Origin of the sequence: Leisingera sp. M523 (assembly GCF_025141335.1) — a bacterium.
GTDB lineage: Bacteria > Pseudomonadota > Alphaproteobacteria > Rhodobacterales > Rhodobacteraceae > Leisingera.
Genome location: NZ_CP081036.1, coordinates 1243765 through 1260740, shown reverse-complemented (window position 1 = coordinate 1260740; position 16976 = coordinate 1243765). Strand labels below are relative to the sequence as shown.

Genomic DNA, 16976 nt, shown 5'->3' with positions numbered 1-16976 from the left:
CACAATAGTGGCGCCGTTTGGTTAAAACCGTGATAACAACTTGGCGCCGCGGCACCGATCATGACTGGAACAGGAAAGATATGCAATTTCAGGGCACTAAAGAATATGTCGCAACAGATGATTTGAAAGTTGCGGTGAATGCAGCGGTAACGCTGGAGCGTCCGCTGCTGGTCAAGGGCGAGCCGGGCACCGGCAAGACCGAGCTGGCAAAACAGGTGGCCAGCGCCCTGGGGCTGCGGATGATCGAGTGGAACGTGAAGTCCACCACCCGCGCCCAGCAAGGCCTGTATGAATATGACGCCGTCAGCCGGTTGCGCGACAGCCAGCTGGGCGATGCGCGCGTGAATGATGTGAAAAACTACATCAAGAAGGGCAAGCTGTGGGAAGCCTTTGAAGCGGGCGAAAAAGTCGTGCTGCTGATCGACGAGATCGACAAGGCCGACATCGAGTTTCCGAACGACCTGTTGCAGGAGCTCGACAAGATGGAGTTCCACGTCTACGAGACCGGCGAGATGGTCAAGGCCAAGCACCGGCCCGTCATGATCATCACCTCGAACAATGAAAAAGAGCTGCCGGACGCCTTTTTGCGGCGCTGCTTCTTTCACTACATCCGCTTTCCGGATGCTGAAACGATGAAGAAGATCGTCGAGGTGCATCATCCCGGCATCAAGGACAGCCTGCTGACCGCCGCGCTGACCCAGTTCTACGAGATCCGCGACACGCAAGGCTTGAAGAAGAAACCCTCGACCTCCGAGGTGATCGACTGGCTGAAACTGCTGCTGGCCGAGGATCTGAGCCCTGAGGACATCGCCCGTGACGGCTCGGACGCGCTGCCCAAACTGCACGGGGCGCTGCTGAAGAACGAGCAGGACGTGCATCTGTTCGAACGGCTGGCCTTTATGGCGCGCGGGCGACGCTGATCGGCCTTGAGGCCGGAACAGGCAGGCGTATTGCCTGGCGGCTGCCTGTTTCGCTTCAAATTGCTGCCGCATTCCCCTATCAGAGGAAACAGAACCGGGCAGCACAGCCCGGGCTGATAGGAGACGCCCCGAGTGCCCGCTGACGCTGCCCCGGTTTCACACATCTCTGTCCGCCGCCTGGTTTGGCAGCCCGCCGCCAGGCCTGCCGGCCTGCGCGTTTTGCGGGGCGCAGTGGCCGGGCTTGCTGTGGCTGTGCTGGCCGCCTGCGCTGCCCCCGACGGGCGGGCCACGGCGCCGACCCGCGCCGCAGCCGCACCGGTTGCGCTGCCACCGGTCAAGGTATTCACCGCCGGCCGCGCGCAGCCGCCGCAGCGCTCCAACGCCGATATCGCGCGGGATTTTCTGGATCTGCACTTCCGGCTGGAAGGTGGCAGCACCCTGCCCCAGTTCACCCGGTTCGAGACCCCGATCACCCTGCGGGTAACCGGCACGCCTGCCCCGGGTTTCAACCGCGATCTAAGCGCGCTGCTGGCCCGGCTGCAGACCAAGGCCGGGGTCCCGGTCCGCCGGGTGTCCGGCGGCGAGGCCAGTATCACCATCCAGTCGGTTTCCCGCGCCGAGATCCGCCGGGCCTTGCCCAAGGCCGCCTGTTTCGTGGTGCCCAATGTCTCGTCGCTGCGTGAGTTCCGGCGCAACCGGCGCAGCCCGCGCACCAATTGGTCGCTGCTGCGCAGCCGCGAGAAGCTGGCGGTTTTCATCCCCAATGACGTCAGCCAGCAGGAAGTCCGCGATTGCCTGCACGAGGAGCTGGCGCAGGCGCTTGGTCCGCTGAATGATCTGTACCGGCTGCCGGATTCGATCTTCAATGACGACAATATCCACGCGGTGCTGACCGGCTTTGACATGCTGATCCTGCGCGCCACCTATGCGCCCGAGCTGCATACCGGCATGAGCCGGGCCGAGGTCGCCGCGCGGCTGCCTGCGGTGCTGGCACGGCTGAACCCGCGCGGCGCGCGCACCGCGGCACAATGGCTGCCGGAAACCCCGCGGGCCTGGGTCGCAGCCTATGAGCAGGCGCTGGGGCCGCAAGCCTCGCTGCGGGACCGGCTGCGCGCCGCCAACACGGCCGCGGCAATTGCCCGCGATCTGGGCTGGCAGGACCACCGTCGGGCCTTGAGCCATTACACATTGGGCCGGATGCTGCATGTCCGCCAACCCGAGCTGGCATTGCAGCATTTCCTGACTGCGCAGACATATCTGCAAGGCCTGCCCGGCACCCGGATGCACCAGGCCAAGCTGGCGGTGCAGCTTGCGGCCTATGAGATTGCCACCGGCAACGGGGGCGCCGCGCTGGCGCGGCTGACTCCTGCTGTGGCAGCCGCGGCCGAACATGAGAACGCCGCCCTGCTGTCGACCCTGCTGATGCTGCAGGCCGAAGCGCTGGAGTTGCAGGGCCGCGCGGTGGAGGCGCGCCGGGTCAGGCTGGACAGCCTGGGATGGGCGCGCTACGGGTTTGGCCCGGATTGGGTGGTCGAGGCCCGGCTCGAAGAAATTGCCGCGCTGCGCCCCTCGGCCCCTTGATCCTGCAACACGAGACAACAGACGGATAAGACCATGATCGTAATTGCCGGCTTGGTGCTGGGCGCCCTTATTGGCGCAATGAAGGCCCGCAAACGTGGCGGCAATACCCTGGACATGCTGCAATACGGGGCTGTCTATGCCATCGTATTTGGTATGATCGGGCTGCTGGCAACCATCCTGACCCACCGGATGCTGGCGTAACTGCTCAGCAAAGGCGCCGCGATGTTCCAGCCCTTCTTTGAAAACCTGCGCAAGGCGGCGATTCCTGTCAGCCTGCGGGAATATCTGACCTTCCTTGAAGGCATGAAGGCGGGGCTGGCGACCTATGACATAGAGGCGTTCTACTTCCTCGCCCGTGCGGCGATGGTGAAAGACGAGCGCAACATCGACAAGTTCGACCGCGCCTTTGCCGCCACATTCAAAGGGCTGGAGGCCATTCCGGCCGAGGCCGTGATGGAAGCCGTCGATATCCCCGAAGACTGGCTGCGCAAGATGGCGGAAAAACATCTGAGCGCAGAGGAGAAAGCCGAGATTGAGGCTTTGGGCGGCTTTGAGAAATTGATGGAGTCGCTGCAGGAGCGGCTGAAGGACCAGCAGGGCCGCCATCAGGGCGGCAACAAGTGGATCGGCACCGCGGGCACTTCGCCCTTTGGCGCCTATGGCTATAATCCTGAGGGCGTGCGCATCGGCCAGAAGGAAAGCCGCCACCAGCGCGCGGTCAAGGTCTGGGACAGGCGCGAGTTCAAGAACCTGGATGGCGATGTGGAGCTTGGCACCCGCAATATCAAGGTCGCCCTGAAACGGCTGCGCCGCTGGGTCCGCCAGGGCGCGCATGAAGAACTGGACCTGGACCGCACAATCCGCTCCACTGCCGAACATGGCTATCTGGATGTAAAGACCCGGCCCGAGCGGCACAATGCGGTGAAGGTCCTGCTGTTTCTGGACGTGGGCGGCTCGATGGATCCGCATATCAAGGTGGTGGAGGAGCTGTTCTCAGCCGCGCGGACCGAGTTCAAGCATCTGGAATACTATTACTTCCACAATTGCCTGTATGAGGGCGTGTGGCGCGACAACCGGCGGCGCTGGGGGGAGAAGACCCTGACCCATGAAGTGCTGCGCACATACGGGCCGGACTATAAATGCATCTTTGTGGGCGACGCCTCGATGTCGCCTTATGAGATCGCCTATGCCGGCGGTGCCAATGAGCATTGGAACGAGGAAGCGGGCCAGGTCTGGCTGCAACGCGCGCGCGACGCCTGGGGCGCGAACCTGTGGATCAACCCGGTGCCGGAGAAATACTGGGACTACACCCATTCGATCGGCATGATCCGGGAGATTTTCGAAGGCGCCATGGTGCCGATGACGCTGGACGGGCTGGAACGCGGCATGCGCGAACTGTCGCGCTAGGCATTTCGCCCTGGCATCCGGCCGGCCAGACCGGCCGGGCACCGCAATACTCAGCGGCCCTCCCGCGCCTGCAGATGCGCCGGCTGGCGCCAGCACCCCTTGCCAGCCTTGGGCATGGCATCCTGCCAAGGCAGGATGCGCGCCGGACCTTAAGGTCCGGCGCCGGGCCCAACCGGGAGGCCGGCATTTCAGATGCAGGCCGGACGGGCGGGAGCCTCGCTTTGCGTCGCCGATCTGCGCATTTCCGCTGCTAGACGCCCCAAAGCCCCCAGCCGCCCAAAGCCGCGACCGGCACGAACAGCCAGCCTTGCGGCAGCAGCCCATAGCCCGTGCGGCGCAGCGGCGGCACCACAATTCCGATCGCCGCAGTCACCGCTGCCAGAGCTGTTCCCGCCAGTGCCATGTCAGCCGAGCCGCGGGCGCCGAGAAACAGGAACAGAGCCATCAGGCCCAGATAGCCGGTCACCAGATGCCAGCAGAACAAGGTGGTTTCGCGCACGACATCCGGCAGCTGCCGGTCCTGTGCCAGCGGCACCGCACATTCCCGGCCCCCGATACAAGCGTGAACACCCATCCACAGGGCCGCCAGCGCTGACGCCGCAAGTAAAGTCCACTGCATCGCAATTCTCCAATTTCTTAATAAAATCAATACCGCCGGTCAAATGTGCAACCTGGCAGCCCATTCAAACCATGCCAAGCCGGAGGGCACCACTGGCAAATACGCCGCAGAGGCTGCGGCTGGTGCGACGTTACCCCGGCACTGTTCATCGCGCCCCGCGGCGCTGTGCCGCCGCCGCTGGTGCTGGATGGGGGCTGGGCATGCCTCCTGCCCCGGCCGTGTGGACAGCAATCCTTTTTTGCACAACCTGAAGCAGTTTTACCGCGGAATTCCGCCGCTGAAAACGGCATCCGGCGCATGTCCGCCGAGGCGGGCTTGCACCAGTTGAACGGGCCGCCCCGCAACCGCTATCCATAAGCAAAAGAACAAGCGGCAATACAAAGGCCGCAATCCCCGAGCAGGAGCCTCGCGTGAGCGTGCCGCATCAAGACATCCCTCCCCGTGGCGGTGCCCCCGCCGCTGCCATAAAGCCGTTTCAGATCCGCGGGCGGTATTTCACCGCCGTTGCGCTGCGCCCCGAAGACGGGCCGCTGGACAAGGCGTTTTATGCGGCCCTTGACGCGCAGCTGCGCTGGAGTCCGCATTTCTTTGACGGTGCGCCGCTGATCCTGGATCTGGCCCAGGCGCCGGGGCTGACCCGCCCGGCTGAGCTGCGCGCACTGGCCGACAGCCTGCGCAGCCGCGGCCTGGCAGTGTTCGGGGTGCAGAACGCCTCGCCCTCGCAAACCGCTGCCGCCGAAGATGCCGGGCTGATCACCATTGCCAGCGGCAAGGATGCACCGCTGAACACCGAAGGCCCGGCCCGGCCCGGTACCCGGCGGGAATTGCCCAAGAAATTGCGCCCGCCGCAGAACCGGCTGATCACCCAGCCGGTGCGGTCCGGCCAGACGGTTGTGGCCGAGGGCGGCGATCTGGTGGTGGTCGGGCCGGTCAGTTCCGGTGCCGAGCTGATTGCGCGCGGCAGCATTCATGTCTATGGCCGCCTGCGGGGCCGCGCCATGGCTGGCGCCGAGGGTGACGAGGAGGCGCGGATCTTCTGCAACAGCCTGGACGCCGAGCTGCTGGCAGTCGCCGGGCTGTACCGGACAAGCGAAAATTTGGAACCGGAGCTGTTGAACCGCCCTGTGCAGGTATTCCTGCAGGACGGACGGCTTTGTGTGGAGACCCTGGGATGAGCGCAGGGATAAGGAAGGCAGAACGATGAGCAAGGACCTGAAACTGGAAGAGCCGCTGGGCAAGGTGATCGTGGTCACCTCGGGCAAGGGCGGCGTTGGCAAGACCACCACATCCGCCGCCGTCGGCGCCGAGCTGGCGCGGCGCGGCCACAAGACGGTGGTGATCGATTTCGACGTCGGGTTGCGCAACCTGGACATGATCATGGGCTGTGAACGCCGGGTGGTGTTCGACTTTATCAACGTCATTCAGGGCGACGCCAAACTGAAGCAGGCGCTGATCCGCGACCGGCGTCTGGAGACGCTGTCGGTGCTGCCGACCTCGCAGACCCGCGACAAGGACGCGCTGACCAAGGATGGCGTCCAGAAGGTGCTGGACGAGCTGCGTCAGGAGTTCGACTATATCATCTGCGACAGCCCTGCGGGCATTGAACGCGGCGCCCAGATGGCGATGCATTTTGCCGATGAGGCGATTGTGGTGACCAACCCCGAAGTGTCCTCGGTGCGCGACAGCGACCGGGTGCTGGGCCTGTTGAACAGCATCACCGACCGGGCGGGCAAGGCCGGTGCGGAGCCAATCAAAGCGCATGTGCTGATTACCCGTCACGACAAGTCCCGCATCAGCAACGGTGAAATGATGACGGTGGAGGATGTGCTGGAGGTTCTGGCAGAGCCGCTTTTGGGGATCATCCCTGAAAGCAAGGCAGTGCTGCGGGCCTCCAATCTCGGCGTGCCCGTGGTGCTGGATGACCCTTCTGCGGCGGCCACCGCCTATGAGGACGCGGTGGGCCGGCTGATCGGCGAGCAGATTGAGATGCGGATTGCCGCCGACCGGCGCCCCGGCCTGCTGCAGCGGCTGTTCGGACGGGCGGTGTAGGGCATGTTTGGTTTTTCCCTCCGCCCCCGCAAAGCCTCGGCCAGCACTGCCAAGGAACGGCTGCAGATCCTGCTGGCCCATGAACGCAGCAGCAGCGGCGGTGTCCGCCCCGACTGCCTGCCGCAATTGCAGCGCGACATCCTGGAAGTGATCCGCCGCCATATGCAGATCGGCGACGAGGCGATCGACATCCGCATGGAACGCGGCGATGAGCTGTCGAGCCTGGAGATCAACATCGAGTTTCCCGGCAAGCTGGGCATGAACTGAACTAGCCCGGCGGGGCAGTGCATGTCCCGGCAGTTTTAATAAATTCCGGCGCGAATTCCCCAACCCGCCCGCGCCGGGGTAAGGGCAGGTTAAGCCTGCCCGTGGTGTCATGGGCCTTCCGCATCTATCGCGCAGAAGGCCCATGACTATCTTAAATCCGAATTCGCACCTTTCCGGTGCCGCCTCTCAGGAAACCTTGCGGCTGGGGGAGCTTCTTGGCGCGCTCAGCCATGCGCTGGACATGACCGAAGGCCAGCCCAAGGGGCATTGCCTGCGCTGCTGCTGGATCGGCATGCAGGTGGCCGCAGAGCTGAGGATGGCGCCTCAGGCGCGCTCCGACCTTTATTTCACCTTGCTGATGAAGGATCTGGGCTGCAGTTCCAATGCCGCCCGCATCTGCCAGCTGTACAAGACCGACGATCTGTCCTTTAAACGCGATTTCAAAACAGTGAACGGCCTGCGCCAGGGGCTGGGGTTCCTGTGGCGCAACACGGCCAGCGGCGCCGCGGCCTGGATCCGGCTGAAGACCCTGAAACAGGTGCTGGCTAGGAACAGCAGCATTGCCGCAGAGATGATCGACACCCGCTGCAACCGGGGTGCGGCAATTGCCCGGCAGATGCGGTTTTCCGAAGCTGTGGCCGAAGGCATCGCCGGCCTGGATGAGCATTGGGACGGCGGTGGCCTGCCGCAGGGCCTGGCGGGCGATGCAATCCCGCTGTTCTCGCGCATTGCGCTGATGGCGCAGGTGGTGGATGTCTTTGCCGCCGAGCGGGGGATCGAGGGCGCCGCAGCAGAGCTGGAGCGGCGTGCGGGCACATGGTTCGATCCGGATCTGGTGCCGGTCTTCACCTCGGTGATCCGCCGGCCGCGCTTTTTGCCGGACCTGTGGGACCCCGGGCTGGAAGCAGAAGTGCTTGCCACCCCGCAGGCCCGGCACATTCATCCGGTGGATGAGGATTACCTGGATGAAATCAGCGAGGCGTTCTCATTGGTGATCGACGCCAAAAGCCCCTTTACCCACGGCCATTCGCGGCGGGTTGCGCGCTACACCGACATGATTTGCGATCAGCTGGGCTATACCCCGGAACGGCGGCGTTGGATGGTGCGGGGCGCCCTGCTGCACGACATTGGCAAGCTGGGGATCCCGAACACTATTCTGGACAAGCCGGGCAAGATGACCGAGACGGAAACTGCCCGAATGAAACAGCATCCGGTTCTGGGTCATCAGGTGCTGAGCCGGATTTTCGCCTTTCGCGGGCTGGCCGATGTGAGCGCGGCGCATCACGAGCGGCTGGATGGCAAAGGCTACCCTTACGGTCTGAACGCCGGGCAGCTGAGCCAGGAGATGCGGATTTTGGCGGTGGCCGATATCTTTGACGCGCTCACCGCGGACCGCCCCTATCGTGCAGCGCTGCCGCTGGAGGAGGCCTATGCGATCATGGACAAGCTGTCGGGGCCTGGAATTGATCCGGACTGCTATGCCGCGCTGCAGGACGCGATCACGGCCAGCGGCTGGCCGTCGGGCCAGGACAGCCTGCCGCAGGAAAGCGGATGGGCGGCAGCGGAACATGCAGAAACCGCTTGAGCCTGGCAGGGTCAGCCCCCATATCTGAAGCATGCTGCGCCTTTTGCCCATTTTGCTGGCCGTCGCTTACGGCCTGGTGATGTACCGGATTTCGATCTGGCGCACCCACCGTGAGCTGGACCAGCGCTCAACCGAGCTGGCGGATGCGCGGCTGAAAGGGCTGACCGACCGGCTGGCGGCAGCGCTGGAGGTTGCCCGCATTCCGGTGCATATCTATGAGGTCGATCCGGTCAACGGGCTGGCGGCGCCGGACGGGCGGATCTTCATCACCCGCGGGTTCTACCGCAAGTATCAAAGCGGCGAGGTGAGCGCCGAGGAGCTGGCCTCGGTGATCGCCCATGAGCTGGGCCATGTGGCGCTGGGGCATGCGAAGAAACGGATGATCGATTTCTCCGGCCAGAACGCCCTGCGCACGGCGCTGATGATGATCCTGGGCCGCTACATTCCCTTTATCGGTCCGTGGATAGCCGGGGTGCTGACAGGTTTGATCGCAGCGCGGCTGTCGCGCGGCGATGAGTATGAGGCAGATGAATATGCCGCCGCATTGCTGACCAAGGCTGGCATTGGCCTGGCGCCGCAGAAAAGCCTGTTCACCAAACTGGAAGAGCTGACCCAGGCGCGCGCGGGCATGGCGCCGGCCTGGCTGATGAGCCACCCGAAAACTGAAGAACGCATCGCCGCGCTGGAGCGGCTTGAAGCGAAATGGGCCAAGGGCTGAGAGCGTTGCGGCCTTGAGGGGCCGGCCCCTCAAACTCCCCGGAGTATTTTCACAAAGAAGAAGACAAGGCCTTGGCGAGACGCGGCAGCCGCGCCTTTTTCAAAAGCGGGCGGATCTCCCAGCTGCCGCCAGAGAGGCGGTTGGCCTCGGCCAGGACTTGGCTGCCCAAGGCCTCCATGCCCGCACTGTCCTGCAGCCAGAAGCGGTAGAGGAGTTCGTCCGCGCCGATGCGCTCCAGACCTTCCTCGGCCAGGGTGTGACGGGGGAAGTCCTTGTTGTTGAGGGTAACAATTGCGTCGGCGTGGCCGGTGATGGCAGCGGCCAGCACATGGATGTCGGCGCTGTCGGGCAGCCAGAGGCGGGATTCAACGCCCGGAGATGCGGGCACTTCGGCCTTGGGCCAGTTGGCGCGGGCCAGAGCGGTCTCGGCCTTGGCCTGTGCGGCGCCTTCGGGGCCGAGTTTCAGCGCGGCGCGCTCCCACTCTCCCAGAATGCGCGCAGACCAGAGCGGGGTGAAATGCCCCAGCCTGGCCGCGCCCAGCAGCATCTCCCGCATCACCGTCGGGTAAAGCACGCAAGTGTCCAGGAGCAGCTTCATCCCCGTCAGTCCAGCCGGAAAAAGACGGCCTTAAGGTAGCCGCTTTCGGCCAGCTGCGGCAGCTGCGGGTGGTCGGGGCCGGCATAGCCGGTGTGGATCAGCGTGCTGCGGCGGCCGGATCTGCCGATGCCGCGGGCAGAGGCGTTGCGGAATTTGGCGAGATCCGCCGCGTGCGAGCAGGAGCACAGGCCGAGATAACCACCGGGTTTGACCAGCGGGGCGGCCAGTTTGGCAATGCGTTCGTAGGCCCGCAAGCCCGCCTCCAGTGCCTGTTTCGATGGCGCAAAGGCAGGCGGGTCGCAGATAACGGCGTCGAAGCTTTCGCCTTCCTTCTGCAGCGCGTCCAGCACGTCGAACGCATCGCCCTGGCGGGCGGTGAACCTGTCCTTGTGGCCGCTGGCTTCGGCACCCCGGGCCGCCAGCTCAAGTGCGGCGGCAGAGCCGTCGACGCAGGTGGCGTGCGCGGCACCCGCTGCCAGCATCGCCAGGCCAAAGCCGCCGACGTGGGAGAACACATCCAGTACCTTGGCGCCTTGCCCGGTGAGGCGGGCGGCAAAAGCGTGGTTCTCACGCTGATCGAAGAACAGCCCGGTTTTCTGGCCGCCGGTGAGGTCGGCCATATAGGTGGCGCCGTTCATCTGCACCGGCACAGGTGCGGCGGGCGTTTCGCCCAGCAGGGTCTGGTTCTGATCGTCCAGCCCTTCCAGGGTACGGGTGCGGCCAGCGGCGTTTTTCAGGATCACTTCTGCGCCGGTCACATCCGCCAGCGCTGCGGTGAGCATGTCCAGATGCATCTCGGCCCAGGCGGCGTTGGGCTGGACCACGCAAACGGCGCCGAACCGGTCGATGACCACGCCGGGCAGCCCGTCGGATTCGGCATGGACCAGCCGGTAGAAGGGCGCGCTGTACAGGCGTTCGCGCATCTCCAGTGCGCGGGACAGGCGGGCAGCGAACCAGGCCTGATCAATCTGCGCTTCCGGCTCGCGGTCGAGCATCCGGGCAATGATCTTGCTGTCCGGGTTCACCGAAACCAGCCCCAGCGGGTTTTGCGCCTCATCCTCCAGCACCGCCAAGGTGCCGGGCGCCAGTTTGCGGGTGCGGCGGTCGGTCACCAGTTCGTTGGCATAAACCCAAGGAAACCCGTGCCGGATGGCGCGGGCGTTGGATTTGGGTTTCATTTTCACGCGGGGGCGCTGATGCGCATCTGAAGAGGCTGTCATGGGTCCCTCATAGCCGTAAGCCCGGAACAGGAAAAGGGGCCGCATGGCCCCTTCCCGCAGAACTTTGCCGCTGCGCCTTGGCTTTATTGCAGCGCCTGCAGCAGCCCCAGACGCGGGTTCCGGTAGCTGCCGGGTTTGGTCAGCTCCTGGCGGACCACATTGGCCAGGTGGCCGGTGATGCGCACTTTCTGGGTCTGGCCGCGCGACATGGCTTCCAGGGCGCGGGCGCCGCCAAAGGCCTTGAGATCGGCCTCGATGGTTTTTTCCGGGCGCAACAGGGCGCCGGTGGCCGGATCGGTGAGCCGCATCTTGAAGGTGATGGCGTGAATGCCGCCGGTGGTGTAGCGGGCCTTTTGGGTCAGGGCGTGAAAGCGCTGCAATTCAATATGCAGATCGGCCTCGATTGCACCGCCCATGCCGGTGCTGCCGGCCTCCATGGCGCGCTGCACGATTTTTTGCACCTGGGCGTGGCGGTCACCGTAAGGATCCTCGCGCCAGACAATATCGCCTTTGGGCAAATAGCTGTTGGCCTCGGAAACGGAGAGACTGCGCGGCACATCGACGGTAACGCGGCTGACCCGCAAGGCTGGCACCGGATCCACCTGCGGCAAGGATTCATAGCCGTCGGGCACGTTCACCGCCGCGTCGGGCACCGGCTCGAACGGCAGGTTGCGCGACGGCACGTCCACCGAGGCACAGGCGGACACCATCAGCCCGAGGGAGACGAATGCGAGGCTGCGGAAGATGTTCATGGCTCTGCTCCTTACCGTTTTTCAGCCGCCAGGTCAGGGTCCGGTTGGCGGGTTCAACAGCAAGATGCGGGTCAATCGGGGCAGAATTGGGACAATTTAGGTCCAATTTAGCGAAAAATTAACGAATGTTGACGGACCAATAACACTGACGGGCCGGTAACTTTTGCCTCGGCCCGTCCGGATGCTGCCGTCAGCGTTCCCGCGATCGCCAGCCGCCGCGGCGGCGCGGTGTGGCGCTGCCTTCCAGCCCGTCGCGCAGCACTGCGGTCATCGGATGGTCCGGATCTGCGCTGCCGTACATCTCCAGCAATGCGCCGATGTCTTCCCGGCTGTCGCGGGCCGCGTCCATGCCCAACGCCCAGTCAAAGAAAATGCTGCGGCATTGCGCGCTGGTAATGCCGTCGATCCGGTAGGATTCATAGATCAGACCGCGCGGGTCCTGTTCAGTGCTGCCCTTCATCCGCCCCATCCCTTTCCAAGGCCTCTGCAATCAGCGCCGCACAGCGTTTGTAACGGGTCTGCAGCTCCTGCTCCAGCGCATCCAGCCGGGCATATCCGGTGGTGCGGCAGAGGAACTGCGCACCGCCCTCCCCGATCGTCTCCGCCTCGATGGCTTTGCCGGAAAGCAGCCGCGCGGCACTTTGCACCGACCAGAATAGCCGGTAACTGGCGGTCAGGTATTCTGCATCCGCGTCATTCAGCCATCCGGCAGCGACAGCCCCCAGCAGGCCGGAAGCCACATCGCGCGCCACCGAGTCGGAAGTAAGCGCGCCGGCTTGCGACAAAAGCTCGATATCCATCATCCGCCCGGCGCCGTTTTTAGCGTCCCACAGGCCTGACGGCGCCTTGGCGGCGGCCAGCCGCACGCGCATTTCAGACACCTCCTGCAGCACCTTGACCAGATTCCGCGGCTGGGCCAGGAAAGCCGCGCGGAAGGTTTCGATTTCGGCGGCAAGGACGGCCTCGCCCGCAACCACCCGCGCCCGGGTCAGCGCCAGATGCTCCCACACCCAGGCCTCGTTCTGCTGGTAATTGGTAAAACCAGCCAGGCTGACCGCCACCGGCCCCTGGTTGCCCGAAGGCCGCAGGCGCATGTCGACCTCGTAAAGCTTACCCTGCGCCATCGGGGCCGAGAGCGCAGTGACAAAGGCCTGGGTCAGCCGGGCGAAATAGGGCCGCGTGGCCAGCGGGCGCTTGCCTTCGGACATCTCCGCGTCGCCCGGGTCATAGATCACGATCATGTCGAGGTCGGATTGCGAATTGATCTGCCCTGCCCCCAGCGACCCCATCGCCAGAACCGCCGCGCCGCGCCCCGGCGCGCGGCCGTGTTTGCGGGAAAACTGCGCCACCACTTCCGGAGCGAGGCCGGCAATCACCACCTCGGCCAGTTCGGCGTATTGGACACCCGCCTGATGGCCGTCTGTCAGCCCGCGCAAGTGGTGCACGCCGATGCGGAAGTGCCATTCCTTGCACCAGCGGCGGGTGGCATCCAGCCGGGCCTCATAGTCGCCTTCTTGCGCCAGCCGTTTTTTCAGTTCCGCCCGCAGCTGCTCTGCCCCCGGCCAGGGATCAAAGAAGGAGCCGCCGATCACAGCATCAAACACCCCGGAATTGCGGGACAGGAAACTGGCCAGCTCGCGCGAGGTGCCGGCGATATCCACCAGCAGATCGATCAGCTGCGGGTTGGCGCCGAACAGCGAGAACAGCTGCACCCCGGCCGGCAGCCCGGACAGGAAACCGTCCAGCGCCACCAGGGTCTCGGCCGGTTTGGCAGTTTTGGCGACGCGCGATAGCAGCTCTGGTTTCAGCCGCTCAAATATCCGCGCCCCGCGGGAGGAGCGCAGCGCCGGATAGGTCGGCCAGCGGGCGATGATGGCGCCGTCCAGCTTGGCGGTGTCCTCTGCGGTGCCAGCTGCGGCTGGCGTGCCGCCGGGCGAGAAGAATCCCTCGGTCAGCTCATGCACTTCGGTCAGCCGGTCCCTGATTTGTGCCGTCAGCTCCGCCGGATCGCGGTCCATCAGGCAGGCGATACGGGCAATGCCGTCCTCGGATTTGGGCATCTGGTGGGTCTGCGCGTCATGCACCATCTGAATGCGGTGCTCAACCTCGCGGTGGGCGCGGTAATGGGCCGACAGGGTTTCCGCGGTGCCCGGCGGCACCCAGCCCTTGTCTGCAAGGGCGGCCAGCCCCTCGACGGTGCCGCGCAGGCGCAGGCTCTCGTCGCGCCCGCCAGCGATCAGCTGGCGGGTCTGGGTGAAAAACTCGATCTCGCGGATACCGCCGCGGCCCAGCTTCATATCGTGGCCCGGCACATGCAGGGCGCCGCCGGTGCCCTTGTTCTCGCGGATGCGCAGGCGGATGTCATGGGCGTCCTGGATGGCGGCGAAATCCAGGTGACGGCGCCAGATAAAGGGGCGCAGGGTGTTCAGGAACCGCTCCCCTGCCGCAAGGTCGCCAGCGCAGGGGCGTGCCTTGATGTAGGCGGCGCGCTCCCAGGTGCGGCCCAGGCTTTCATAGTACCGCTCGGCCGCTTCCATCGCCAGACAGACAGGGGTGACCGCCGGATCCGGGCGCAGCCGCAGGTCGGTGCGGAACACATAGCCGTCGCCGGTGCGGTCGCTGAGGGCGGCGCACATGTTCTTGGTTGCGCGCACCATGCCCTGGCGCGCCTCAAAGAAGTCATCCGGGTCGAACCGGGTTTCATCGAACAGGCAGATCAGGTCGATATCAGAGCTGTAGTTCAACTCATGCGCGCCCATTTTTCCCATCGCCAGAATGGTAAGCCCGCCTGCGGTTTCCACATCATCCTCTGTCAGGCCCGGCAGTTTCTTGCGGCGGATCAGCGTGGCGATTTCAGATTTTATGGCGACGTCGGCACACAGCGCCCCGAAGTCCGTCAGCGCCCCGGTCACCTGTTCCAGGCTCCAGCCGCCGCTGAGGTCGCAAAGCGCCGTCAGCAGTGCCAGCCGCCGTTTGGCCTGGCGCAGGCCCGGTTTCAGCTGTGCCGCCTCTAGCGCCCGGCAGTCTGCAAAGACCGCTGTCAGCGCGGCGTCAAGATCCTGCAGCGCCTGCGGCAGCCAGGCCGCCTCGCGCGCGGTCAGCTCCTTAAGATACGGGCTGGAGCCGCAGGCGCCTGCCACCAGTTCAGCAAAGGCGCCGGACAGTTCCGGCACCAGGCTGCGCGCCTCGGCGCCAAGGCCGGGATCAAAGGGGCGGGGAATGCGGGAGATATTCAGGGCTGTGGTCATGCCCGAGACTGTTCCCGCCGCAGCGGCGCGTCAATGGCCGAATTGCCGCTGCCCGGCACAGGTTTACCTAAGGTCAGGAAAACCTGAATGGATAAACAGGCCAAGTAAAGATATCGTTAATGCACGGTCATGCTCCGGTTCCCGGGGCCGTTTCGTTGTAAAGAGTTTCTTGTTAACAGGGGATGCCGGGCTGTGCTGTAAGCACCCCGGCCCTGCTTGGGACATTGCGTATTTTGCAGTGCCGTCACCTGCCCGGCTTGTGTATCGGGAGCATGACCGTGCGATCCTCTGCCGAATGCGATCCTCTGCTGATCCTGAGCTTGGCGCTGTCTGCCAGAATGATTGCGATGTTTCGCAGAGCAATGAGCAGCAGGCGTCCGGGTGCGAGATTTCGAACTATTGCGTAACTTCCTGTCAATCCCTTGGAATATGTACGATAACGGGCCACTAGCAGTGAAGAAAACCATCCTCAAAACCGCATTCGATGCACCCATGGCCTACGACCGTCAAAACGGCTTTCGAACTCCGCAAGCATCTGTAATATTTGAGTTTTTGGGATTTTTTCATCTGAGTATAAAATGGTGCGGACGGCGGGACTCGAACCCGCACGGCCATAAGGCCAGGAGATTTTAAGTCTCCGGTGTCTACCATTCCACCACGTCCGCACAAGGCGCTGCCAAGCGGCGCCTTTGCAGCAGGTCTAGCCTTCTGAATTCATGCGGACAATCGGTTTTCAGCGTTTTGCTGGAATTTTTCCCGCGGTGCGGGCGCCGTTACAATTCCGTATCCCCCGCTCCTGCAGGTGCCAACGGCCCGCCCGGGTCAGACAGATAACGCTCTGGCAGCCAGGGGTTCAACGCCAGCGCCTCGGCCAAAGCTGCCTGCGCCTCCTCCAGGCGCGACAGGCCGTAAAGCGACAGCGCCCGTCCGCTCATCGCGGCAATATGGCGGGGCGACAGATGCAGCGCCCGGTCCAGATCACGAAGGGCGGCGGCAAAATCCTGGCGCAGGTAATGCACAAAGGCGCGCTGGTTGTAGCCCTCGGCATAATCCGGGCAGTAGGCGATCAGCTGATCGAAATCCTCCAAAGCCCCCAGAAAATCAAAGGACGTGCGCCTTGTCATCCCGCGGTCAAGCATCGCCTGGGCCTGCGCATCCGGCGCATCGGCCCAGAACTCCCACATCCGGTTGGCAATTGCGCGCGCCTGATCTTCGGTGGCGGCCTTCTGCACCTCGAACAGCAAGCCGTCCAGCCGGGCGCTGTGGTCTGGCGCTGCCGGGCAATCGGACGCCTGCACAGGCGCGGCCATAGTTAGAGAGGCGAAGACTGCAGCAAATCCAATAAAGCGTGGCGGTGTGCGAAACAATACATAGAGCATGAGCCTATGCTGGCATATTTCGGCATTCAATCAAGTCAACTGCGCGTGCGCGTATTCCTTCTGCCTCACAAAGGCGCCAGCGCGCCGTCTTCCTTTACCGCTTCCATCGCCACATAGGTCGAGGTTGAGGCTACATGCGGCAGCGAGGAAATCTTTTCCCCCAGCACCGCCCGGTAATCGGTCATCGAGCGGGTCCGCACCTTCAGCAGGTAGTCGAAATGCGACGCCATCATATAGGCTTGTTCGATCTCCGGCAGTTTCGCCACCGCCGCATTGAACTTGACCAGCGCCGCCTCGCGGGTGTCGTCCAGCTTCACCTCGACAAAGGCGACGTGATCCAGTCCCAGCCGGATCGGATCCACCAGGGCGCGGTAACCGGTAATGATCCCCTCCGCCTCCAGCCGCCTGAGCCGGGTCTGGGTGGGTGTTTTCGACAGACCGATTTTACGGGCCAGGTCGGCAATGGAGATCCGGCCGTCCTCACTCAGCACATTCAGAATCGCCCGGTCGAACCGATCCAGGTCAGGAAAGTTCATTTGCACTTCTACCTTTCGTATTTCCTCCACTTTCGACTAAGTATCCCCCAATTTCAGGCGATTGTCCCGCAGGAAAGGGTGTATCCTAAGCAAAAGC

At 64.1% G+C, this 16976-nt stretch carries 17 protein-coding genes and 1 tRNA gene; 9 read left to right on the top strand and 9 right to left on the bottom strand.

The window, feature by feature from the left end; genetic code table 11:
* Positions 1–80 precede the first annotated feature (80 nt).
* The 4 genes from K3557_RS06175 to K3557_RS06160 all read left to right on the top strand — a co-directional run bounded on the left by K3557_RS06175 (position 81) and on the right by K3557_RS06160 (position 3908).
* Entirely contained in the window at positions 81–920 is an 840-nt protein-coding gene (locus K3557_RS06175) for a MoxR family ATPase (RefSeq protein WP_259998439.1), read from the top strand.
* 132 nt (positions 921–1052) lie between these two features.
* Positions 1053–2501, top strand: a complete 1449-nt coding sequence (locus K3557_RS06170) for a DUF2927 domain-containing protein (protein WP_259998436.1) — start codon at positions 1053–1055, stop codon at positions 2499–2501.
* 33 nt (positions 2502–2534) lie between these two features.
* Positions 2535–2702, top strand: a complete 168-nt coding sequence (locus tag K3557_RS06165; RefSeq protein ID WP_259998433.1) for a hypothetical protein — start codon at positions 2535–2537, stop codon at positions 2700–2702.
* Positions 2703–2723: 21 nt separating this feature from the next.
* Positions 2724–3908, top strand: coding sequence for a VWA domain-containing protein (locus K3557_RS06160; protein ID WP_259998430.1), 1185 nt, complete (start codon positions 2724–2726; stop codon positions 3906–3908).
* A 250-nt stretch (positions 3909–4158) separates the two neighbouring features.
* On the opposite strand, the gene K3557_RS06155 is transcribed toward K3557_RS06160, so the two are convergent.
* Positions 4159–4527: a hypothetical protein gene (locus K3557_RS06155; RefSeq protein ID WP_259991512.1), complete on the bottom strand. Its 369-nt coding sequence runs from the start codon at positions 4525–4527 to the stop codon at positions 4159–4161.
* 410 nt (positions 4528–4937) lie between these two features.
* Between K3557_RS06155 and minC the strand changes: the two genes are divergently transcribed.
* From minC to K3557_RS06130, 5 genes are all read left to right on the top strand, one after another.
* The gene (gene minC, locus K3557_RS06150) at positions 4938–5702 is read left to right on the top strand and encodes a septum site-determining protein MinC (RefSeq protein ID WP_259998428.1); all 765 of its coding nucleotides are present in this window, start codon (positions 4938–4940) and stop codon (positions 5700–5702) included.
* Between the two features lie 55 nt (positions 5703–5757).
* Positions 5758–6576 carry a septum site-determining protein MinD gene (gene minD, locus K3557_RS06145; protein WP_409201215.1) on the top strand — a complete coding sequence of 273 codons (819 nt, stop codon included), beginning with the start codon at positions 5758–5760 and terminating at the stop codon, positions 6574–6576.
* 3 nt (positions 6577–6579) lie between these two features.
* On the top strand, positions 6580–6843 hold the full coding sequence (gene minE, locus K3557_RS06140; RefSeq protein WP_259991506.1) for a cell division topological specificity factor MinE: 264 nt from the start codon (positions 6580–6582) through the stop codon (positions 6841–6843).
* Positions 6844–6985: 142 nt separating this feature from the next.
* Positions 6986–8428 carry an HD-GYP domain-containing protein gene (locus K3557_RS06135; protein ID WP_259998423.1) on the top strand — a complete coding sequence of 481 codons (1443 nt, stop codon included), beginning with the start codon at positions 6986–6988 and terminating at the stop codon, positions 8426–8428.
* Between the two features lie 31 nt (positions 8429–8459).
* Positions 8460–9146: a M48 family metallopeptidase gene (locus tag K3557_RS06130; RefSeq protein WP_259991502.1), complete on the top strand. Its 687-nt coding sequence runs from the start codon at positions 8460–8462 to the stop codon at positions 9144–9146.
* A 49-nt stretch (positions 9147–9195) separates the two neighbouring features.
* Here the strand turns inward: K3557_RS06130 and K3557_RS06125 are convergent, their stop codons facing one another.
* The 8 genes from K3557_RS06125 to K3557_RS06090 all read right to left on the bottom strand — a co-directional run bounded on the left by K3557_RS06125 (position 9196) and on the right by K3557_RS06090 (position 16879).
* Positions 9196–9744 (bottom strand): RSP_2648 family PIN domain-containing protein, encoded by a 549-nt coding sequence (locus K3557_RS06125; protein ID WP_259998421.1) that lies wholly within the window; start codon positions 9742–9744, stop codon positions 9196–9198.
* Positions 9745–9749: 5 nt separating this feature from the next.
* Complete coding sequence (locus K3557_RS06120; RefSeq protein ID WP_259998419.1) at positions 9750–10964, bottom strand: RSP_2647 family RNA methyltransferase; 1215 nt, start codon at positions 10962–10964, stop codon at positions 9750–9752.
* An 83-nt stretch (positions 10965–11047) separates the two neighbouring features.
* Positions 11048–11716 (bottom strand): DUF6778 family protein, encoded by a 669-nt coding sequence (locus K3557_RS06115; RefSeq protein ID WP_259998417.1) that lies wholly within the window; start codon positions 11714–11716, stop codon positions 11048–11050.
* A gap of 190 nt (positions 11717–11906) precedes the next feature.
* Positions 11907–12176, bottom strand: a complete 270-nt coding sequence (locus tag K3557_RS06110; RefSeq protein WP_259998415.1) for a hypothetical protein — start codon at positions 12174–12176, stop codon at positions 11907–11909.
* Entirely contained in the window at positions 12160–14964 is a 2805-nt protein-coding gene (locus K3557_RS06105) for a bifunctional [glutamine synthetase] adenylyltransferase/[glutamine synthetase]-adenylyl-L-tyrosine phosphorylase (RefSeq protein ID WP_259998413.1), read from the bottom strand. Before K3557_RS06105 ends, K3557_RS06110 begins: the two co-directional genes overlap by 17 nt.
* Before the next feature lie 579 nt (positions 14965–15543).
* Positions 15544–15629 (bottom strand) — tRNA-Leu (locus K3557_RS06100).
* 108 nt (positions 15630–15737) lie between these two features.
* On the bottom strand, positions 15738–16274 hold the full coding sequence (locus K3557_RS06095) for a tetratricopeptide repeat protein (protein WP_259998411.1): 537 nt from the start codon (positions 16272–16274) through the stop codon (positions 15738–15740).
* Positions 16275–16408: 134 nt separating this feature from the next.
* Positions 16409–16879: an Lrp/AsnC family transcriptional regulator gene (locus K3557_RS06090; RefSeq protein ID WP_259998409.1), complete on the bottom strand. Its 471-nt coding sequence runs from the start codon at positions 16877–16879 to the stop codon at positions 16409–16411.
* Positions 16880–16976: the final 97 nt, after the last annotated feature.